Raw genomic sequence first — 21,814 nt, forward strand, 5'->3', positions numbered from 1 at the left:
ATATATAATTCTTATTATATTGAAAATTATATATTATTTATAAGATTGGAGAATATATTAATGAAAATAGATTTTAAAAAAGAAGCATTAGAATTAAAAGATGAGTTAATAAATTTGAGAAGAGATTTTCATAAGCATCCAGAATTAGGTTTTGAAGAATGGAGAACATCAGGTAAAATAAAAGAGTTTTTATCAAAAGAAAATATACCTTATATTGAAGTTGCTAAAACAGGGATATGTGGAATTATTGAAGGTACTTTAGAAGAGGATACAAAGAGTAAGAGATGTATAGCTTTAAGAGGAGATATTGATGGATTACCTATAAATGATAAAAAGATTTGCTCCTATTCCTCAGAAGTGCCAGGAAAAATGCATGCTTGTGGTCATGATGCACATACAACAATATTATTAGGAGCAGCAAAATTATTAAATAAAAATAAACATTTATTTAAAGGGACTATAAAATTATTTTTTGAACCAGCAGAAGAAACAATAGGTGGAGCTCCTTTTATGATAAAAGAAGGTGTTTTAGAAAATCCTAAAGTAGATAAGATAATTGGATTGCATGTAGAAGAAACTTTAGAAGTTGGAAAGATAATGGTAAAAAAAGGCGTTGTTAATGCTGCTTCTAATCCATTTACTATAAAAATAAAAGGAAGAGGTGGACATGGAGCTTATCCACATATGGCAATAGATCCAATTGTAATAGCATCACATGTAGTATTAGCATTACAAACTATAGTTAGTAGAGAAATAAAGCCTGTAAATCCAGCTGTAGTTACAGTGGGAAGTATAAATGGAGGAACAGCTCAAAATATTATTCCTGATGAAGTTATTTTAAAAGGAGTAATAAGAACTATGACTTTAGAAGATAGAGCTTTTGCTAAAAAGAGGATTAAAGAAATTGTTGCATCAATGTGTACAGCTATGAGAGGTGAATATGAAATAGAAATTGAAGAAAGTTATCCTTGTTTATATAATGATGATACTGTTGTTGAATTATTAAAAGAAGCTGCTATAGAAATAATAGGACAAAAAAATGTTACAGAACAATTAGCACCTAAACTTGGAGTAGAAAGTTTTGCATATTTTGCATTAGAAAGAAGTTCGGCATTTTATTTTTTAGGAGCTAAAAATGAAGAAAAAAATATAACATACTCAGCTCATAATAGTAGATTTGATATTGATGAGGATTTATTACCAATAGGAGTTGCTATTCAAAGTGAGGCTGCTTTTAGATATTTGACAAGAGAGTAAAATAATATTACTCTATAAAAAGCAAAAGTTTATTTATTAAAGTTAACATTTAAATTTTAGGAGTGTGAATTAATAGTGAAAATAGAGATAGGAACAAATGAAGCAGGTCAGAGACTTGATAAATTTTTAAGAAAGTATCTTAAAGATGTGCCTTTAAGTGCAATTTTTAAAGCACTTAGAAAAGGAGATATTAGAGTAAACGGAAAGAAACAAAAGGAAAAATACTCCTTAGTACAAGGAGATGTTATAGAAATAAAATATCTTCAAAGTGTGGTAAAAAAAGAAAAGAGAAAATTAAATTTTCAACAAGTAGATGCAAGCTCATTACAAATAGTTTATGAAGATGAAAATATATTATTAGTTGAAAAATGGCCAGGGGTTTTAGTACATTCAGATAGCAAAAACGGAACTCCTACATTAACAGATTATGTTCTTTCATATTTATATAAAAAAGGAGATTATGTGCCAGAAAATGAATTAACATTTACACCAGCATCTTGCAATAGATTAGATAGGAATACATCTGGTATAGTCTTCTTTGGAAAAAACTTTGAGTCTTTAAAAATATTAAATGAATTAATTAGAGAAAGAAAAGTTAAGAAATATTATTGTGCTTTAGTTAAAGGAAAAATTAAGCCAGGAAAATATGAGGCATATATTACAAAAGATGAAGAAAATAATGTAGCTCAAATTTTTGAAGCTCCTAAAGCAAATACAAAAAAAATAGCTATGGAAGTAAATGTTCTTCAAACTAATGGAGCTTATTCTTTTTTAGAATTAGATTTAATAACAGGAAGAAGTCATCAACTAAGAGCTCATTTAGCTTATTTAGGAAATCCTATTATTGGAGATTACAAATATGGTGATAATAAGTATAATTCATTTTTTGATAATAAGTTTGGATTAAATTATCAATTTTTATATGCATATAAAGTTATTTTTAAAGATGTACCAGAAAAATTTACATATTTAAGAAATAAAACAATAGCACAAGGATTACCACCTATGTTTAAAAAAATAAAGAGAGATGTATTTAAATTTGTAATTTAGAATAGGGGATTTTATTTTATGAAAGAACAATCTATAAGTAAAGGATTTGCCATCCTTTCTTTAGCAAGTATAATTTCAAAAGTTATATCAGTATTATATGTACCACTTTTAACTAGAATAATAGGCAAAGAGGGAATGGGAATATATGGTCAAGTATATGAGGTTTTTGTATTTATATATGCGCTAACTAATGTAGGAATACAAACAGCTATTTCAAAATATGTAGCAGAATTAAATGCTGAAGGAAATTATAGAGATTCTTTGAGAACACTTAAAATGTCAAGAACGATATTATTAATTTTGGGAAGTTTTTTTACTCTAGTTATGATGTTAGGAGCACCTATTATAGCAAAGTTAAGTAATAATCCACAAATGGTATATGGTTTGGTATTTCTATCACCAACAGTAATGGTAACTTCAGTTTTAGTTGCTTACAAAGCCTACTTTCAAGGAAGAAATCAAGTAATTCCAATAGGGGTTGCCACAGTAATAGAACAAGTTGTGAATGTAGGATTAAGTTTAATTTGTGCATACTTTTTAATGAAAGCAGGTAATACCACATTTGCTACTAAATTAGGACCAGATGCAGGACCAGCTTTAGGAGCAGCAGGAGGAACCGTAGGAACTTCGATAGGAGCATTAATTGCTGTAATATATTTTATATATATATATAATATTTATGGGGTAGAAAAAGAAGCTAAAGTTAAACAAAATCATAATATTAGAAGAGTTAGTGGAGAAACTATATTAAGAAAATTAATTAAGTATGGGTTACCTATTACTTTAAGTGCTGGGTTACAGAATTTTGGAAATGTAATTGATATGATGACTATAAACAACAGATTAGCAATAGCTGGGTTTCAAGAACCAGAAAGAACTGTTGTATATGGTTTATTATCTACAAGATATAAGACTTTATTAAACGTACCAATGATTATAATTACATCTTTAGGGTTTATGGCATTACCTGCTATATCTAAAGCTTATGTTTTAAAAAATAAAAAAGAAGTAAAAACTAAGGTTAGTTTTTCTTTAAGAATGGTATATATAGTATCTATTCCAGCTACTTTTGGGTTAGCCTTATTAGCAAAAGAGATATATATTTATATGTTTGGTTCATCTGATGGTTATATGATGATGGTAATGGGGGCGGTAGCTCTACCACTTATGGGAATAGTTCTTATACAAAATGTAATTTTACAAAGTGTAAATCAATTTTATTATGTTTTAGCAACTTTAAGTATTGGATTAATTGCTAAAGTAGGAATAAATTTCTTTTTAGTAGCTAAACCTGAAATAAATATTTTTGGTGCTGTTATAGGAACTACTATAGCATCTTTTATTTCAATGATACTAAATCATTTTAGAATGAGAAAAACTTTAAAATTTAAAATATCTATGTTAAAACTAATAATTAAGCCTTTTATAGCTTCTATATATATGTCAGCTATAATAATAATAATAAAATATCTTATAAGTTTATTAATTGATTTATCTAAATTAAATATTTTAATTGGAATTCCAATTATATTGATAATAGTAGCAGTTGGTAGTTTAGGATATTTACATGCTTTATTATATTTAGGTGGAATTAGGAAAAATGATATACAAGATATTTCTCCAAAAATATTAAAATTTATGCCAAGGTTTTTAAGAAAATACTTATAAAAGTAAAAACTGAAGTATCAAAAATTTTTGATACTTCAGTTTTTTATTTAAAAGGAATAATATTAAAATTAAGGTTAATAATAAATTTATTAATGTTAAGGAGGTACACTTTATGTTAGAAGAAAAAATAGTATCTTTTAGAGATGAAAAAGGAAATAAAATTGATTATGAAATATTAGAGCAAAAGCTTATATGTGGAAGTGAATATGTAGCTATGACTAAAGTTGAAAATAAAAATATAGAAATATTTAAAATAAAATTTGATGAAAATTGGAATGAAAGCCTTCATGAAGTTAAATCTGAAAAAGAAATAAATATGTTTAAACAAATTTCAAATATTAAATTTTAGATTTTAATAAAAGACATAAAAACTTTTAAAAAATATTTTTATGTCTTTTCTGTTTTTAAATTTAAAAAAACAGAAAAATAGATATAATTAGTTGACATAATATAACAAAAGAGGTATTATATTCTTGTAAATCTTTACAATGTGGAGGGAATATGAGAAAGATAAAAATAAAACAAATAATAGCAATGGCATTTTCGTGTATTTTTGTAATTAATGGTTTAATAGGAACTACTGTTAAAGCAGCAGCGCCAAAAAAAGTACAAGAAAAAGTAAATACAATTTCTGTGCCTAATTTAAGTCCTACTCCTCAAAATTTAGATATAATAGGAGAAGGATTTGAATTAACCACATCAGTTAACATAATAGGTGCAGATAAAGCTGATAAGGATGCAGTAAAAGTTTTAAATGAATTTTTAAAAGCTAATAAAATTAGCATAAATACAGAATATAGTGACCTATCAACTACTCTTATAATAGGAGAAGTTGAAGATGATATTCCAGAAATGGATAGAGTACAAAAAGAATTGAAAATTAATGGAGCTAATGATTTAAGAGATCAAGGTTATGTTTTAGAAGCTAATCAGGAGGGACAAGCTCCAGGAGTTATATTAATTGAAGGTAAGGATGAGGTTGGAACATTTTATGGTGTTCAAACATTAAAGCAATTAGTTCAAAATAAATCAGAAAGCATTGTAACACCAGAAGTTTCTATAAGTGATTATCCTACTATGAGTGCAAGAGGGATAGTTGAAGGATTCTATGGAACACCTTGGACTCATCAAGATAGATTGGATCAAATTAAGTTTTATGGGGAAAATAAAATGAATACTTATATTTATGCTCCTAAAGATGATCCATATCATAGAGAAAAATGGAGAGATCCATATCCAGATAGTGAAATGACAAGAATGCAAGAGTTGATAGATGCATCTAAAGAAAGCAAAGTAGATTTTGTATTTGCTATTTCACCAGGTATTGATATTAGATTTGATGGTGAAGCAGGAGAAGAAGATTTTAGAGCTTTAATAAATAAATTTCAGTCTTTATATGACATGGGGGTTAGAAGCTTTGCAATTTATTATGATGATATAGAAGATAAAAGTGCTGTAAAGCAAGCTACTGTTTTAAATAGGGTTAATGAAGAATTTATTAAAGCTAAAGGAGATATTAAACCTCTTATAACTGTTCCAACGGAATATGATACAGGAGCGATGGTTTCAAATGGACAACCTAAGAAATATACAAGGGAGTTTGCAGAAACTGTATCTAAAGATATTGAAGTAATGTATACAGGTCCAGGAGTTGTTACTAATGAAATTCCTAATTCAGATGCAGAATTAATAAGTGGAATTTATAATAGGCAAATGGCTGTTTGGTGGAACTATCCAGTAACAGATTATTTTAAAAATAAATTAGCTTTAGGACCAACACATGGGTTAGATTTAGGGTTAAATCAATATGTGGATTTCTTTACAATGAATCCGATGGAACACGCAGATTTATCTAAAATTTCTTTACACACAGCAGCAGATTATTCATGGAATACAGCTAACTATGATTATGATAAAGCTTGGAATAGAGCTATTGAAATGTTATATGGTGATTTAGCAGAGGATATGAAAGTATTTGCAAATCATTCAACTAGAATGGATAATAGTTGGGCTCATACTGGTAGAGAAGATGCGCCAGAGATGAGAGAAGATATGGATAATTTATGGAAAAAATTAAGTGCAAGAGAAGATGCTACAAATGAAATTGAAAAGTTATATGCTAGTTTTAATAAAATGAAAGAAGCTTATACTAATTTAAAAGCAAATTTACCACAAAATATTTTAGATGAATGTTCAAGACAGCTTGATTTATTTGGAAAATTAGCAGATTATGATAAAGTAGCATTAGATATGATTGTAGCACAATTAAATAAAGATAATGATTTATATGAACAGTTAAAGAGTCAAACAGAAGCTAATAAAGCAGATGTTAGTAGAACTTGGGCTAAAATATCTGAAAAAGTTGCAGTATCATTTTTAAATGAGGCTTTAAGTTTTGATGCAACTATGATTGATCCAAGTGCTGTTAAAGTAACAGCTTCATCGGAAGAAACTAATAAAGAGAATACGCCAGCAAGCAAAGCTTCAGATAATAGTTTAAGTACTTTTTGGCATACAGAGTGGTCAGGATCAAATCCAGCCCAGCCACCTCATTATTTACAATTAGAATTAGATAATATATATGAAATTAATAAAGTAAGATATGTACCAAGACAAGATAGTGTTCCAAATGGTACGATAACAGGATATAAGTTGCATGTTAGTATAGATGGAGTTAATTTCACGGAAGTAAAACAGGGAACTTTAGAAAATAATTCAGATGCGAAAATTATTGAGTTAGATCCAGTTCAAGCTAAATTTATTAAATTAGAAGTAACAGCAAGTCATGGTTCACATGCATCAGCAGCAGAATTTAATGCGTATGGTAATATAGCAAAAGAAGAAGTAGATGGTATTACATCAATAAATTCAGAAAATGAAATAAAAGTTGGAGAAGACTTAAATGTAACATTAGGTATAGAAAGTAAAAAAGAAGAAATTAATGCGTATGCGGCTGACTATGTACTTTCATATGATCCAACAGTATTTGATTTTAAAGAAGCTAAAAGTTTAAATGAAAATGTTACTTTAATGGCTAAACCACAAGAAGATGGAACTGTAAGATTAATAGTTGCTTCCTTAGGTGGGGATGGATTACCAATAGGTACTGATTTTATAAATGTTAAGTTAACTTCAAAAGCAACAGCAGAAGAAACAAATATAGCTATTACAAAAGCTGAAATAGGGGATGCTGAAGGAGTAATTCATAGCTTTGAATTAAAGGATAAAAAAGTTAAAGTAAAAGAAAATTCTTCAGTAACACCAATTAAACCAGGAAAGGTACAAAATTTAAAAGCTAGTTCTTCTACAGACAGCACAATAACAGTATCTTGGGAATCTCCTAAAGTAAGTGAAGCAATAAAAGAATATGTTATATACAAAGATGGTGTAGAGTTAACAAGAGTTTCAGGAGAAAATACAGAATATACATTAGAAGGGTTAAAAGCTAATACTTTATATAATGTGAAAATAGTTGCAATAGATAAGTATGAACAAAAATCTAGACCAGTTGCAATTAATGCTAGAACACAAAAAATGCAAAAAGGTAAGATGACTGCATTTATTCATAATGTAGTAAATAATTTAATTTAATAAGTAAACAGAAATTTTTAAAAAAAGTTAATGAGCATGGAATATATCATTTTATATTATGGTATAATCCATGCTCTTTTTAATAAGCTTTTTTTGAAATATTTTTTCTGAAAAAATATTTTATTTTACCACCTAGTATAATAATTAAAAAAGTAATTATAGTGAAAAATGAAACTATAAATGTTTGTAATCTATAGTCTAAATAAGATAATTGTAAAGAAAAACAATTAAAGCATATAAAACAAAGAACTCCTGTTAATAAATATATTAAAATATTAGCCAATGAAAGTTCTATATCAATGGTTTTATAAACTTCATATAAATTTAAACTTAAGGATAAAGATGATACTAAAAACATAGTTAAAGCGTATCCATAAATATTTATAGAAGGAATTGAAGTAAATATAAACAAGCAAACTATTTCTAAAATTTCTGTTATTATTGTATTTCTTAAAATAACATTTTGTTTATTTAAACCATTTAAAATACCATACATAGTATTAGAGGTAAAGACTATAGGCATTATTAAAGATGAAACTTTTATAAAATCGCCTAAATCACTTCTTCCAAAAAATAATTTTCCTAAAGAATCTGGTACACATTGACATATGACTGTAGTTGCTATACCTATTAAAAAAGCGATTTTTAAAACTTCTTTAATACGCTTAATTGCTGAATAATAATCTTTTTTGTTTATAGTTTGTGATAAATCTGGAATAAGCATGGTATTTATGGAAGATACTATTATTATAGGAAAAGTAACAATGGCTAAGGACATTCCTAAATATTTTCCTATGAGAGCAAGGGATTCTGAATAAGTAAAGCCAGCTAACATTAATCTTCTAGGTACGATTAATGCAGAAAGTGTACCAAAAATACTCATTAAAAATCCATTTAAACATAAAGGAAATGATGTTATTAAAACATCAAATAAAAGCTGTGCTCTTCCCTCTCTTTTTTTAGGTGTTGTGGGTAGTTTTTTTGTTAATACTTTAAAATATCCATATAATAAAATTAAACTTTGCAATTCACCTAAGCATAATGCAATATAAGCTAAAGCAACTAAATTTTCTAATGTTTCAGCTTTAAATATAAAAATTAATAGTGCTAATGTTAAAATTCTTAATGCTTTTTCTAAAATATCTATTAAAGAAGGCATAGTAATTTTAGAAGTACCATAAAAAAATCCTTTAAGTATATTAGATAAAGAAATAAAGACCATAGCAGGACAAGTTATCATAATAGCTTTAACAGTTCTAGGATCTTTTACCCATAAGTTTCCTATTATAGGAGAGAGAAAAAATACAAATATTCCGATGAAAAAACACCATATAAAATTAAAAATTGCTACAGTACGCATAGTTTTGATTATATTATTATAATCGTCATTAGCAGCATAAACAGCAGTAATTTTTGAAATAGCTGCAACAATTCCAGCCGTCATTAATGATATAAATAAATTATATATAGGCATTATTAAACCATATAACCCCATTCCTTCTGCTCCAAGAACTTTTGAAAGATATACAGAAAATATAAAACCCAATACTCCTGTACCTAAATTAGAAGCTGTTAATACGAAGGAATTTTTATAAAAATCATTTCTACTCAAATAATACACCACCTTATGAAAAGTTCCACAATTAATGACTATTCATTTCATAATATAAATATACATAAAGTAAATAAAATTATGTTTAGTAACAAAGTATTTTATAAAATATTAAATTTATTTATTTTATAAGAATAAAAAGCATATATTTTTATAAATACAAATTTAAAGGAATAGCTAAAGTTAAAAAGGAGGTATTATGAAAAGGGTAATTTCAACAATTATGTTGATAGGAACAGCTATTATAATAGCATTTGTTATTTTTTATGTTAAAGGCGAGAGAATAGCCTATGTTGAAAGTGAGTATAATAATGAATTAATTTTAAAAGGGGTTGAAAAAGCTAATGCATTAGCATTAGATGAAAAAAATAACATATATGTAGCTATTAATAATAAAGTATTAATTTTTGATTCAAATAGGCAGAAAAAAATTTTGTTTGAAGAAAAAGATTCAGACATATATGATATTGAATATTTTAATGGAGTAATTTATTATACTTGTAAAAATAAATTAAAAGGCTATTATATTGATGAAAAAAAGCAAGAGATAATCTTAGAGAACATTCCTAATGAAGGAGAATTTAAAGAGTGCAAATTAATGATAAAAGATAATTATATATATTTATCAATTGGAGCAGCAACTAATAGTGGAATAGTTGATAAAGAAGGAGAAAAATTTGATTTATCTCCTAAAAAGCTTATATTATCAGGTAGAAATTATAATGAAAATAAAACAGGAGCATTTGTAGAGTATAATATTACAACTAAAAAGGGGCAAGAAATTAAAGATAGTCCAATAGGGAATGCATCTGTTATTAGAATTGATTTAACTAGCAAAAAAAATGAGCTTTATTGTTTTGGTGTAAGAAATATAGAAGGAATTGATTACAATAGTGAGGGTAAAGTTTATGGAGTTGTAGGAGGAATTGAAGATAAGGGATTTAGACCAATACATGATGATGTTGATTATATATATGAATTAAAGGGAGATGAAAACTGGTATGGATGGCCAGATTATAGTGGAGGAGATCCTGTTAATTCTCCAAGATTTTTTAAAGAAAATAAAACAACTGTTAATTTTGTATTAGAAAAGCATCCATCATCTAAATTAGACTCTCCCTTTTATCAACATAATGATATAGTAGCTTTAACTGCTTTATGTATTGATAGAGATGGAGTTTTAGGAGAAAAAGATTCTATATTTACTTTTGATAAGAAAAGGGGAGTTTTAATAAATATATTAAAAGAAGGTGCAGTTAAAAATACAATAAAATTATATAAAAATGCTAATGTGAAAGATATGAAAATCTATAAGGGAGAATTATATTTATTAGATAAAAATAACGGCTATTTATTTAAAGTATTTAATCATAGTAAAAATAATAGTAACAATATGATAGCAATGTTTTTTTTATTGCTATCAACAATTTTTATGAGCATAACTTTGGTTATAAAATTATTTAACGAAGAAAAAATCAGTTAAAAATATAGTAATAACTCTTTATTAAAAATAGAGAGTTATTATATCTTAAAGGTTACTTTGTAAATTTATGTAAAAGGAGAGACGTTTATGGAAAATATTTTAAGTCTAGATATGAGTAATATATGTTTCAAAGGAAGTACTTTAGATGTAGGAAATGACAACTATGGAGTAATATATAATATTTTAAAAAATTATAGTGATGAAATTAGTGTAGATTATTATGAAGATAATCTAGAGGAAAATTATAAATATGATAATGGAGTTATGTTTTTTTCTTTAAGTCAAATAAGTTCAAATTTAGAAAAAGAAAAAATAATAGAAGAAATATGGTATAATTTAAAATTTGGAGGTATTTTATATATTTGGGATAGAGAAAAAAAGCAAAAAGAAATAGCAAAAGATAAAATAAATGTATTATTACCTAATGGTAGAAAGAAAGAATTTAATTTTAATAATTTAAGCCCATTTATAGATTTTACAGAAAATACATTAGAAAAAGTACTTGAAAAATATTTTGAAATACAGGAAACTAAAGTTTGTGATAAAATAATATACATTAAAGCTATAAGGAGAGGGAGCATTAAGGATGAAAATACTATTAACAGCAGTAAATTCAAAATATATTCACAGCAATTTAGCAGTGAGATATTTAAGAGCATATACAAAGGACTTAAATTTCCAAGGAGACATTAAAGAATTTTCTATTAATGACAGAATTGAAAAGATTTTAGAGGGAATTATGGAGGAAAAACCAGATGTGGTGGTTTTCTCCTGTTACATATGGAATATGGAATATATAAATAAGTTAGCAGAGCTTATAAAATTAGTTAATTCCAAGATAGAAATTTTATATGGGGGTCCTGAAGTATCTTATGAGGCAAAGGAATTTTTAGAAAATCATCTAGGGGAGTATGTAATAGTAGGTGAAGGAGAAAAAACATTCAGAGAATTTGTTGAATATAAACTTAACAAAAAACATTTAAAAGAGATTAAAGGATTATATTATAAAACTAATATGGGAGTTCAGTTTAATGGAGAAAGGGCTCAAATGGATATGAATGAGCTTATATTTCCATATACATATGAAGACAATATAGAAAATAAGATAGTATATTATGAAGCATCAAGAGGATGTCCTTTTAAGTGTAAATATTGTTTATCTTCAGTTATGCATGGAGTAAGATTTTTAGACTTAGAGAGAGTAAAAAAAGAATTAAAGTTTTTTATGGATAAAGAATTAAAATTAGTTAAATTTGTTGATAGAACATTTAATTGTAATAGGGAGTTTACAAAAGAAATTTGGAGGTTCTTAAGTGAACAAGATACAAATACAAAATTTCATTTTGAAATAGCAGCGGACCTTTTAAAAGAGGACGAGATTGAAATATTAAATAAGGCTCCTAAAAATAGATTTCAATTAGAAATAGGAGTTCAAACCACTAATCCAGATGTATTAAAAAATATTAATAGAAAGATAACATTTGAAAACTTAAGAAATAAAGTGCTTAAAATAGCGAGTGCTAATAATGTTCTACAGCATTTAGATTTAATAGCAGGTCTTCCAGGTGAAGATTTAAATTCTTTTAAGAAATCATTTAATGATGTACATTCTTTACAACCTGAAGAAATACAGTTAGGTTTCTTAAAACTTTTAAAAGGATCATCTATGAGAGATGAAGCGGAAAAATGGGGAATAATTTATGCTCCTTATGCACCTTATGAAATATTAAGAAATAAAGATATTAGCTATGATGAACTTTTAATGTTGAAAAAAGTTGAAGAGATAGTTGATAAATATTATAATTCATGTAAATTTAAGAATTCAATTAAGTTTTTTCTAGATAAATTTGAAAATCCTTTCGATTTTTATTATAATTTAGCTATGTACTTTGAAAAAAAAGGTGCATTTAAAAGAAGTTTGGGAAATGTAGAATATTATAAAATGCTTGTAGATTTTAATAAAGATAAATTAAATGGAAATGACGCAAATTTACTTAAAGAAATAGTTAAATTTGATTATTTATGTTTTAACAAGAAAAAGTGGCTTCCAGACTTTTTATTTAGAGATTTAGATAAAAAAGAAGAAAAAGAATTAAAAAATAAAGCAAAAGAAATACAAAATATATTTAAAAAAATACATATAGAAAAATTTGAAATAGATATTTTAGCTTATGTGAAAGATGAAGAAGTTAAATTTAATAAAAGTTATTTAGTATTTAACGAAGAAGTTTTTGGATATGATTCATTTATTAAATTATAAATTTCTTGTATATTTGAATTAAAAATATATTTAAAGTATAATAAGCTTACAGTAATAGGGTATACTATTACTGTAAGTTTTATTTTTCAAAAATAATATAAAAATTTATATGAAAATTAATAAAATTTCAGTGTAAATGTATACATAAATAATTCTATGTTGAATTATGTTTAATTTTGTGTATAATATATAAATATACTAAGTGTTAATTAATACTATATTAAGTATTAATATATATTATTAAATTTGCTTATAAAGGTGGTGAAACTTTGGCAATAGAAGCATTAAAAGAGATTAAAGCAGCTGAAGCTAAATCAGAGCAAATAATTAGTGAAGCAACAGCACAAGCTAAGGAAATTGTTAGATTAGCAACAGTTAATGCAGATGAAGAATATAATAAAATATTAAATTCTGCAAATGCTAAAAGAGAAAGTATTTTACAAGATGCCTTAGAAGAAGGAAATAAAAAAGCTGAACCAGTTTTAGCTAAAGGAAAAGAAGAAGTAGATAAAATTCTTAATATGTCTAATGATAAAAAAGAAAATGCTACTAAAATAGTTGTTGAGAGGATAGTGAAGATGCATGGCAATAGTTAAGATGAATAAATTCACTTTGCTTACATTTGAATCTCAAAAAGAAGAACTTCTTCGTAAATTACAAGCTTTTTCACAAGTAGAGTTTATTAACTTACAAGATGAAGAACAGTTTGAAAAAAATGAAGATTTTAAAGAACTGGAAAAAGATGATGTAGATTCAAAGTATGCAGAGTATGAAGAGGATTTATCAAAAGCTAAATCAGCCCTAGAATTCTTAACGCAATATGTGCCGAAAGAATCAGGACTTAAGGCTTTGCAAGACAACAGACAATCTTTAACAATGGAGCAATTAGAGGATAAAATAAAAAATTCTAATTGGGAAAAAGTTTATAAAAAAGTTAAAGAAAAAGAAGAGCATCTTTCAAGTTTAGAGTCAAAAATTACTAAACTAGAAGGAGAAATTGATGTATTAAGACCATGGGTATCATTAGATGCACCATTTAAATCTTTAAAAGATTTAAAAAGCACATCATACTTCATTGGAACTATTGCAAAGCAGTATGAACAAGAGTTGCTTGAGAAATTATCAGAACAATATGTAGAAATAATATCAAGTAATAATGATGAAAGTAATATTTTAGTTCTTGTTAATACAGATAAGAAAGATGAAACAATAGAAATACTTAGAGGATTTGGCTTTAGTACTTTTAAAACAGACTATAATGACATTCCAAGTAATCTAATTTCAAATTTTCAAAATGAAATTCAAGAATTAAATGAAAAAATTATTGAAGTTAAAAAAGAGTTATTTACATTTACAGATGAAGAAAAAATTCTACAATTAATGTATGATTATCTTTATAACAAAGTAACTAGAAAAACAGTTTCTAAAAATTTCTTGAAAACAAAAACAGTAGTTACTATTCAAGGATGGAATATGGTTGATAATAATAATAAATTAAAAGCTATATGTAAAGAAGTTCTTGGTGATGATTACTATTTAACTTTTGAAGAAGTTAAAGAAGAAGATATTAATGATGTACCAATAAAGCTTAAAAATGGTGGAATGACTAAAGCTTTTGAATCAGTAACTGAAATGTATAGTTACCCAAGATATAATGAAGTAGATCCTACTCCATTTCTAACTCCATTCTACTTAATATTCTTTGGAATGATGGTAGCAGATGCAGGATATGGCTTAGTAATGCTTATTGCTTCATTAATTGCAGTTAAATTTTTAAATTTAGAAGAAAGCAAAAAACAATTTGCTAAGTTCTTCTTATATTTAAGTTTTCCAACTATCTTATTTGGATTAATTTATGGTTCATTCTTTGGAGATATGTTACCATTACCTAGATTTATTGACCCAAATAATGATGTTAACAAAATACTTATTATGTCAATAGTTTTAGGAGTAATACAAATATTCTTTGGATTATCTTTAAAAGCTTATACGTTAGTAAAGTTAGGTAAACCAAAAGATGCCTTTTATGATGTTGGATCATGGATTATTACTTTAGTTTCAATTGGTGTAATTGCTTTAGGTGCCCAATTAGCTTTACCAGATATAGCTGTTAAAATAGCAATTGGAGCAATGATATTTGGTATGATAGTTATTGTATTAACTGGCGGTAGAGCTGAAGAAACTAAAGGAGCTCAAATAGGGCAAGGTCTTTATGCTTTATATGGAATAACAGGATATGTTGGAGATTTAGTTTCATATACAAGACTTATGGCGCTAGGATTAGCAGGTGGATCTATAGCAGGTGCATTTAATCTATTAATAGGTCAATTCCCAGGAATAGCAGCTATAATATTTGGACCAGTATTATTTTTGTTAGCACATATATTTAACTTATTATTATCATTATTAGGAGCATATGTGCATACAGCAAGACTTCAATATGTTGAGTATTTCTCAAAATTTTATGAGGGTGGCGGAAAACCATTCGCACCATTTAAAGCTTCAGAAAAATATGTTAATTTAAAAAAGAACTAAAAATAACTAGGAGGATTTTTTATCATGGATATGACTTGGATTCAATTTTTTATTCAAAATAACGGAGGATTAATTTTTGCTGCATTAGGTGTTGCATTAGCAGTAGGTTTATCAGGTATAGGTTCAGCAAAAGGAGTTGGCTTAGTTGGTCAAGCTGCTACAGGATTAGTAACTGAAGAACCAGAAAAGTTTGGTAAAGCATTAGTATTAGAATTATTACCTGGTACACAAGGTTTATATGGATTTGTTATAGGTTTCTTAGTATTTAGTAAAATGGCTCAAGGTATGACTTTAGAGCAAGGTTTATATTTCTTAGGTGCTTGTTTACCAATAGCTATAGCTGGTTTATGGTCAGGAATTGCTCAAGGAAAAGTTGCTGCTGCAGGTATTCAAATATTAGCTAAAAAGCCAGAGCATAACACAAAAGGTATTATATTAGCTGCGATGGTTGAGACATATGCATTATTAGGATTCGTTATTTCATTCATGTTAGTAAGCAAATTCTAAGCACATTCTAGGATTGGAGAGATTTTAATATGTCAAATATAAATAATCTAACTTCCAAAATCTTAAGTGATGCGGAAGAAAGAAAGGCGAGTATTCTAGCTTCTGCAGAAGATGAAAAAAATAAAATTCTTTCAAAAAAAATTGACAAAGCAAAAGAATTAGAAAAAGAAATTTTAGTAAAAGCTAATTTAGAATCTGAAACTAAAAAGGAAAGAATTTTATCTAATGCAGAGTTAAAAGTTAGAAATAACAAGTTAGCAGCTAAACAACAAATAATAGATGAAGTATTTGTTAATAGCATTGATGCATTAAATAACTTAAGTAAAGAGGCGTTTTTAACTTTTGTTAAAGAATCTATAATTTCAATGAATATATCTGGAGATGAAACTTTAGTTTTAAATTCAGAAGGATTATCATTAGTTGATGATAAGTTTTTAAAAGAAATAAATAATGCTTTAATTGAAAAAGGACTTTTAGGTAATTTAACTTTAAGTAAAGAAGTTGGAAGCTTTAAAGGTGGTTTCATATTAGAGAAAAATGGTGTAGAAATAAATAGCACTTATGAAGCGTTAGTTAATTCATTAAGAGATGAATTGGAGTATGAAGTAGCAACGGTGTTATTTAATTAAGGAGGATGACAGATGGATGTAATGCAATTTACCCAAGCGTTGTCAAGAATTTGGGTATTAGAAACCAGACTCCTTGATAAGACCAAAATTGAAAGAATGATAGAAAGTCATTCAGCAAATGATGCATTAAAAATACTTGGAGAAACTGAGTATTCAAATGTAATGTCAAATGTGAAAAGAGCAGCAGATTATGAAGAAATTTTAAGTGCTGAATTAAAGAGAGTATATGATTTAGTATATGAGATTTGCCCAATTAAAGAAATTATAGATTTAATGGGAATTAAATATGAATATCATAACTTAAAGTCTATACTTAAAGGTAAATTCCTTGGTAAAGATTTTTCATATATGTTTATCAATTTAGGTAGAGAAGATGTGAATGAATTAAAGCGTAAAATAGATGGAGAAAATTATTCACAGTTAAGATCTTCTATGGAAAAAGCTGTATTAAATACGGTAGAACAATTTGAAGCTACTAAAGACCCTCAACAAGTTGACATAATATTGGATAATTTTATGTTCAAGGAAATGATGGAGATTAGAAAAAGCTTAAATTATGGATTTGTTGATAAATATGTTAATGCTTTAATTGATTTAAATAATGTTAGAACATTACTTAGAATTAAAAAGCAAAATAAGGGAAGAGATTTTGCAAATGAAGTTATGATAGATGGTGGAGCTATTAGTAAAGATGCTATAGTTTCTATGCTAAATGAATCACCAGAAGGTATAATATCTAAGTTAAATTCTTCATCTTATTCAGATGTAGTAAGAGAAGGAATAGAAGCTTATATATCAACTGGTTCTGCAAATCTTTTAGAAAAATTAAGTGATAATTATGTTATGGCTCTTATGAAGGATGCAAAGCTTGTTACTTTTGGACCTGACAGAATAATGTCATATGTTTATGCAAAAGAAACAGAAATAAAAATGATTAGAATTATAATGGTTGGCAAGCTTAATAATATTACTGAGGAAGTAATAAGAGAAAGGCTGCGTGATATTTATGTATAAAAAAGTTGGAGTTGTTGGAGATAAAGATTCAGTTTTAGCGTTTAAAGCGTTAGGAATAGATGTTTTTCCAGTAGTAGAATCTGACGAAGCAAGAAAAGCTATAGATAAAATGGCAAGAGATAATTACGCAGTTATATTTGTAACTGAACATGTGGCTAAAGATATTGAAGAAACTATCGAAAGATATACAAGACAGTTACTTCCAGCTGTAATATTAATTCCAAGCAATCAGGGAACTTTAAACATAGGAAAACAAAGAATTTCAGATAACGTTGAAAAAGCTGTCGGCGTTAATATTTTATAGAAGGTAGGTAGATATCTTGAAAACTGGAAGAATTATCAAAGTTTCAGGACCGTTAGTTGTAGCTGAAAACATGGATGAAGCTAACGTTTTTGACGTTGTTAAAGTTGGTGAAAAAAGACTTATCGGTGAAATCATAGAAATGAGAGGCGATAAGGCTTCAATTCAAGTATATGAAGAAACTTCAGGAATAGGACCAGGAGATCCAGTTGTTACAACTGGAGAGCCTCTTTCAGTAGAACTAGGACCAGGTCTTATGGAAGCAATGTTTGATGGAATACAAAGACCATTAGATGCTTTTATGAAAGCAGCTAATAGTTCATTCCTAACAAAAGGTGTTGAAGTAAAATCATTAAATAGAGAAAAGAAATGGGATTTCACACCAACTGTTAAAGTTGGGGATGAAATTGAAGCAGGAGATATAATTGGTACTGTTCAAGAAACACCAGTTATACTTCATAAAATAATGGTTCCATATGGAATAGTTGGAACCGTTAAAGAAATAAAATCAGGTGAATTTACTGTTGAAGAAGTTGTATGTGTATTAGAAACTTCAAAAGGTGAAAGAGAATTAACTATGATGCAAAAATGGCCTGTAAGAAAAGGTAGACCATATGCAAGAAAGTTAAATCCAGTAGAACCAATGGTTACAGGACAGAGAGTTATAGATACTTTCTTCCCAGTTGCTAAAGGTGGAGCAGCATCAGTTCCAGGTCCATTCGGAGCTGGTAAAACAGTTGTTCAGCACCAAGTTGCTAAGTGGGGAGATACTGAAATAGTTGTTTATGTTGGATGTGGAGAGCGTGGTAATGAGATGACTGACGTTCTTAATGAGTTCCCAGAACTTATAGACCCTAAAACTGGTGAAAGTTTAATGAAGAGAACAGTTCTTATAGCTAACACATCAAACATGCCTGTTGCAGCTAGAGAAGCTTCAATATATACAGGTATTACTATAGCTGAGTATTTTAGAGATATGGGATACTCAGTATCAATAATGGCTGATTCAACATCACGTTGGGCAGAAGCTCTAAGAGAAATGTCAGGAAGACTTGAAGAAATGCCAGGAGACGAAGGTTACCCAGCATACTTAGGATCAAGACTTGCTGATTATTATGAAAGAGCAGGTAAAGTTGTAACTTTAGGTAAAGATGGAAGAGAAGGAGCTGTTACAGCTATAGGAGCAGTATCTCCTCCAGGTGGAGATATTTCAGAGCCAGTTACACAATCAACTTTAAGAATAGTTAAAGTTTTCTGGGGTCTAGATGCTCAACTTGCATATAGAAGACACTTCCCATCAATAAACTGGTTAACATCATACTCATTATACTTAGAAAAAATGGGTAACTGGATGAATGAAAATGTTGCTAGCGATTGGTCAGCATTAAGAACAGAAGCTATGGCTCTTCTTCAAGAAGAAGCAAACCTTGAAGAAATTGTTAGACTTGTAGGTAAAGATGCACTTTCAGAGGGAGATCAATTAAAGTTAGAAGTAGCTAAATCAATAAGAGAAGATTACTTACAACAAAATGCTTTCCATGAAATTGATACTTATGCTTCACTTAAAAAGCAATATAGAATGCTTAAACTAGTTATATTATTTATGTATGAAGCTAGAAGAGCATTAGATGCTGGTGTTTATTTAGAAAAGATATTAGATTTAGAAATAAGAGATAAGATTGCTAGAAGTAAATATATACCAGAAGAGCAATTAAGCAAAATGGATGAAATAGAAGTGGAATTAAAAGCGGAAATTGATAGATTAATCAGCGAAGGAGGGGTTCTATAATGCTTAAAGAGTATAAAACAGTTACTGAAGTAGTAGGACCTTTAATGGCTGTTGAAGGCGTAGAAGGTGTTAAATTTGATGAGCTAGTTGAAATTGAATTACAAACTGGTGAGTTAAGAAGAGGTAAGGTTCTTGAAGTAAATGGAGATAAAGCTATGGTTCAGCTTTTCGAAGGTTCAGCAGGAATTAACCTAAAAGGAACTAAAGCAAGATTTTTAGGAAGACCTTTAGAATTAGGTGTTTCTGAAGATATGCTAGGAAGAGTATTTGATGGAATGGGAAGACCAAAAGATAACGGTCCAAAAATAATTCCAGAAAAAAGATTAGATATAAATGGTGAAGCTATAAACCCTGTTGCAAGAAACTATCCATCAGAGTTTATACAAACAGGTATATCTGCAATAGATCACTTAAATACTTTAGTTAGAGGACAAAAGCTTCCTGTTTTCTCAGGAGCAGGTCTTCCACATGCTGAACTTGCAGCTCAAATTGCAAGACAGGCAAAAGTATTAAATTCAGATTCAAAATTTGCAGTTGTTTTTGCTGCAATAGGTATAACTTTCGAAGAAGCTGAATTCTTCGTTGATGAATTTACAAAAACAGGAGCTATAGATAGATCAGTTCTATTTATGAACTTAGCATCAGATCCAGCTGTAGAGAGAATAGCAACACCAAGAATGGCGTTAACTGCAGCAGAATACTTAGCATATGAAAAAGGAATGCACGTACTTGTTATAATGACTGATATTACAAACTATGCAGAAGCATTAAGAGAGGTATCAGCAGCTAGAAAAGAAGTTCCAGGAAGAAGAGGATATCCAGGATATCTATATACTGACCTTTCAACATTATATGAAAGAGCAGGAAGACTTGTTGGAAAAGAGGGTTCAATTACTCAAATTCCAATATTAACAATGCCAGAAGATGATAAAACTCATCCAATTCCAGATTTAACTGGATATATTACTGAGGGACAGATAATCCTTTCAAGAGAACTTTATAAGAAAGGAATAATGCCTCCTATAGATGTTTTACCATCATTATCAAGACTTAAAGATAAGGGTATTGGTAAAGGAAAAACTAGAGAAGACCATGCTGATACAATGAACCAGTTATTCTCAGCATATGCTCAAGGTAAGCAAGCAAAAGAACTTGCAGCTATATTAGGAGAATCAGCATTATCTAAAGTAGATAAGGCTTATGCTAAATTTGCAGAAGCTTTTGAAAATGAATATGTTTCTCAAGGTTTCACAACAAATAGAACAATAGAAGAAACATTAAGTCTTGGATGGAAATTACTTAAGATATTACCTAAAAATGAACTTAAGAGAATTAGAGATGAATATCTTGAAAAGTATATGCCTGTAGGAGAGGATGAATAAGAATGGCACAAAAATTAAATGTCAATCCTACTAGAATGGAACTTTCTAGGCTAAAAAAAAGATTAGCCACATCAACAAGAAGTCATAAGTTATTAAAAGATAAGCAAGATGAGTTAATGAGACAATTTATAAATCTTATTAAATATAATAACCAATTAAGAGAAGATGTTGAAAAAGAGCTTGGATCATCTTTAAATGATTTTGTTATGGCTAGAGCTGTTATGAGCTCAGAGTTCCTAGAAGAAGCTATATCGTATCCAAAAGAGCAAATAGAAGTTGAAGTAGGTAACAAAAATGTCATGAGTGTAAATGTGCCAATCATGAACTTTAAAAGAAAATTAGAAGGCGATGAAGGTAGCATTTACCCATATGGCTTTACTAATACTTCATCTGAATTAGATGATGCGATATCTAAACTTTATAGTATATTACCAAAGTTATTAGAATTAGCTGAAGTTGAAAAATCTGGTCAATTAATGGCTGATGAAATTGAAAAAACTAGAAGAAGAGTTAATGCTCTTGAATATATGACAATTCCTCAACTTAAAGAAACAATCAAGTACATAAGAATGAAACTTGATGAAAATGAAAGAGGAGCTTTAACAAGACTTATGAAAGTTAAGTCTATGCTAGAGCAAAGAGGATAATAAAATAATAAAAAAGGTTAGAATTAGTTAATAAACACCTAATTCTAACCTTTTTTGATTGATAAATGGTAAAAAAAATAGTATAATTA

Annotated in this window: 18 protein-coding genes; 17 read left to right on the forward strand and 1 reads right to left on the reverse strand. The window is 28.0% G+C overall.

The features are described 5' to 3' along the window. Positions 1 to 60: 60 nt before the first annotated feature. From GBZ86_RS03520 to GBZ86_RS03540, 5 genes are all read left to right on the forward strand, one after another. The gene (locus GBZ86_RS03520) at positions 61 to 1,257 is read left to right on the forward strand and encodes a M20 metallopeptidase family protein (protein ID WP_152887791.1); all 1,197 of its coding nucleotides are present in this window, start codon (positions 61 to 63) and stop codon (positions 1,255 to 1,257) included. Positions 1,258 to 1,332: 75 nt separating this feature from the next. Continuing rightward, positions 1,333 to 2,307 (forward strand): RluA family pseudouridine synthase, encoded by a 975-nt coding sequence (locus GBZ86_RS03525; protein WP_327443918.1) that lies wholly within the window; start codon positions 1,333 to 1,335, stop codon positions 2,305 to 2,307. 18 nt (positions 2,308 to 2,325) lie between these two features. Next, positions 2,326 to 3,975: a putative polysaccharide biosynthesis protein gene (locus GBZ86_RS03530; protein ID WP_152887793.1), complete on the forward strand. Its 1,650-nt coding sequence runs from the start codon at positions 2,326 to 2,328 to the stop codon at positions 3,973 to 3,975. A gap of 112 nt (positions 3,976 to 4,087) precedes the next feature. After that, on the forward strand, positions 4,088 to 4,324 hold the full coding sequence (locus tag GBZ86_RS03535) for a DUF1292 domain-containing protein (RefSeq protein WP_152887795.1): 237 nt from the start codon (positions 4,088 to 4,090) through the stop codon (positions 4,322 to 4,324). A gap of 152 nt (positions 4,325 to 4,476) precedes the next feature. Continuing rightward, on the forward strand, positions 4,477 to 7,566 hold the full coding sequence (locus GBZ86_RS03540) for a beta-N-acetylglucosaminidase domain-containing protein (protein ID WP_152887797.1): 3,090 nt from the start codon (positions 4,477 to 4,479) through the stop codon (positions 7,564 to 7,566). A 79-nt stretch (positions 7,567 to 7,645) separates the two neighbouring features. Here the strand turns inward: GBZ86_RS03540 and spoVB are convergent, their stop codons facing one another. Next, complete coding sequence (gene spoVB / locus GBZ86_RS03545; RefSeq protein ID WP_152887799.1) at positions 7,646 to 9,178, reverse strand: stage V sporulation protein B; 1,533 nt, start codon at positions 9,176 to 9,178, stop codon at positions 7,646 to 7,648. 199 nt (positions 9,179 to 9,377) lie between these two features. Here spoVB and GBZ86_RS03550 point away from each other — a divergent pair, with 199 nt between their 5' ends. The 12 genes from GBZ86_RS03550 to GBZ86_RS03605 all read left to right on the forward strand — a co-directional run bounded on the left by GBZ86_RS03550 (position 9,378) and on the right by GBZ86_RS03605 (position 21,725). Then, positions 9,378 to 10,661, forward strand: coding sequence for a PQQ-dependent sugar dehydrogenase family protein (locus tag GBZ86_RS03550; protein ID WP_152887801.1), 1,284 nt, complete (start codon positions 9,378 to 9,380; stop codon positions 10,659 to 10,661). Between the two features lie 87 nt (positions 10,662 to 10,748). Beyond that, complete coding sequence (locus GBZ86_RS03555; RefSeq protein WP_152887803.1) at positions 10,749 to 11,354, forward strand: hypothetical protein; 606 nt, start codon at positions 10,749 to 10,751, stop codon at positions 11,352 to 11,354. Next, complete coding sequence (locus GBZ86_RS03560) at positions 11,248 to 12,921, forward strand: B12-binding domain-containing radical SAM protein (RefSeq protein WP_152887805.1); 1,674 nt, start codon at positions 11,248 to 11,250, stop codon at positions 12,919 to 12,921. The genes GBZ86_RS03555 and GBZ86_RS03560 overlap by 107 nt, the downstream gene beginning before the upstream one ends. A gap of 269 nt (positions 12,922 to 13,190) precedes the next feature. Further along, positions 13,191 to 13,517 (forward strand): ATPase, encoded by a 327-nt coding sequence (locus GBZ86_RS03565; RefSeq protein WP_152887807.1) that lies wholly within the window; start codon positions 13,191 to 13,193, stop codon positions 13,515 to 13,517. Next, positions 13,504 to 15,456, forward strand: a complete 1,953-nt coding sequence (locus GBZ86_RS03570) for a V-type ATP synthase subunit I (protein ID WP_152887809.1) — start codon at positions 13,504 to 13,506, stop codon at positions 15,454 to 15,456. The genes GBZ86_RS03565 and GBZ86_RS03570 overlap by 14 nt, the downstream gene beginning before the upstream one ends. 24 nt (positions 15,457 to 15,480) lie before the next feature. Next, positions 15,481 to 15,963, forward strand: coding sequence for a V-type ATP synthase subunit K (locus GBZ86_RS03575; RefSeq protein WP_152887811.1), 483 nt, complete (start codon positions 15,481 to 15,483; stop codon positions 15,961 to 15,963). 29 nt (positions 15,964 to 15,992) lie between these two features. Continuing rightward, complete coding sequence (locus tag GBZ86_RS03580) at positions 15,993 to 16,592, forward strand: V-type ATP synthase subunit E (protein WP_152887813.1); 600 nt, start codon at positions 15,993 to 15,995, stop codon at positions 16,590 to 16,592. Positions 16,593 to 16,604: 12 nt separating this feature from the next. Continuing rightward, positions 16,605 to 17,606 carry a V-type ATP synthase subunit C gene (locus GBZ86_RS03585; RefSeq protein ID WP_152887815.1) on the forward strand — a complete coding sequence of 334 codons (1,002 nt, stop codon included), beginning with the start codon at positions 16,605 to 16,607 and terminating at the stop codon, positions 17,604 to 17,606. Continuing rightward, entirely contained in the window at positions 17,593 to 17,910 is a 318-nt protein-coding gene (locus GBZ86_RS03590) for a V-type ATP synthase subunit F (RefSeq protein WP_422678908.1), read from the forward strand. Before GBZ86_RS03585 ends, GBZ86_RS03590 begins: the two co-directional genes overlap by 14 nt. A 16-nt stretch (positions 17,911 to 17,926) precedes the next feature. Continuing rightward, positions 17,927 to 19,696, forward strand: a complete 1,770-nt coding sequence (locus GBZ86_RS03595; protein ID WP_152887817.1) for a V-type ATP synthase subunit A — start codon at positions 17,927 to 17,929, stop codon at positions 19,694 to 19,696. Next, positions 19,696 to 21,078 (forward strand): V-type ATP synthase subunit B, encoded by a 1,383-nt coding sequence (locus tag GBZ86_RS03600; RefSeq protein ID WP_152887818.1) that lies wholly within the window; start codon positions 19,696 to 19,698, stop codon positions 21,076 to 21,078. Before GBZ86_RS03595 ends, GBZ86_RS03600 begins: the two co-directional genes overlap by 1 nt. Positions 21,079 to 21,080: 2 nt before the next feature. Then, positions 21,081 to 21,725 carry a V-type ATP synthase subunit D gene (locus GBZ86_RS03605; RefSeq protein ID WP_152887820.1) on the forward strand — a complete coding sequence of 215 codons (645 nt, stop codon included), beginning with the start codon at positions 21,081 to 21,083 and terminating at the stop codon, positions 21,723 to 21,725. The last annotated feature ends 89 nt before the right edge of the window (positions 21,726 to 21,814 follow it).

Origin of the sequence: Clostridium tarantellae, from assembly GCF_009295725.1 — a bacterium.
Lineage (GTDB): Bacteria > Bacillota > Clostridia > Clostridiales > Clostridiaceae > Sarcina > Sarcina tarantellae.

Coding starts and splice junctions, on each gene's coding strand:
- GBZ86_RS03520 (WP_152887791.1), top strand. CDS start 61: ATGAAAATAGATTTTAAAAAAGAAGCATTAGAATTAAAAGATGAGTTA.
- GBZ86_RS03530 (WP_152887793.1), top strand. CDS start 2,326: ATGAAAGAACAATCTATAAGTAAAGGATTTGCCATCCTTTCTTTAGCA.
- GBZ86_RS03535 (WP_152887795.1), top strand. CDS start 4,088: ATGTTAGAAGAAAAAATAGTATCTTTTAGAGATGAAAAAGGAAATAAA.
- GBZ86_RS03540 (WP_152887797.1), top strand. CDS start 4,477: ATGAGAAAGATAAAAATAAAACAAATAATAGCAATGGCATTTTCGTGT.
- GBZ86_RS03550 (WP_152887801.1), top strand. CDS start 9,378: ATGAAAAGGGTAATTTCAACAATTATGTTGATAGGAACAGCTATTATA.
- GBZ86_RS03555 (WP_152887803.1), top strand. CDS start 10,749: ATGGAAAATATTTTAAGTCTAGATATGAGTAATATATGTTTCAAAGGA.
- GBZ86_RS03560 (WP_152887805.1), top strand. CDS start 11,248: ATGAAAATACTATTAACAGCAGTAAATTCAAAATATATTCACAGCAAT.
- GBZ86_RS03570 (WP_152887809.1), top strand. CDS start 13,504: ATGGCAATAGTTAAGATGAATAAATTCACTTTGCTTACATTTGAATCT.
- GBZ86_RS03575 (WP_152887811.1), top strand. CDS start 15,481: ATGGATATGACTTGGATTCAATTTTTTATTCAAAATAACGGAGGATTA.
- GBZ86_RS03580 (WP_152887813.1), top strand. CDS start 15,993: ATGTCAAATATAAATAATCTAACTTCCAAAATCTTAAGTGATGCGGAA.
- GBZ86_RS03585 (WP_152887815.1), top strand. CDS start 16,605: ATGGATGTAATGCAATTTACCCAAGCGTTGTCAAGAATTTGGGTATTA.
- GBZ86_RS03600 (WP_152887818.1), top strand. CDS start 19,696: ATGCTTAAAGAGTATAAAACAGTTACTGAAGTAGTAGGACCTTTAATG.
- GBZ86_RS03605 (WP_152887820.1), top strand. CDS start 21,081: ATGGCACAAAAATTAAATGTCAATCCTACTAGAATGGAACTTTCTAGG.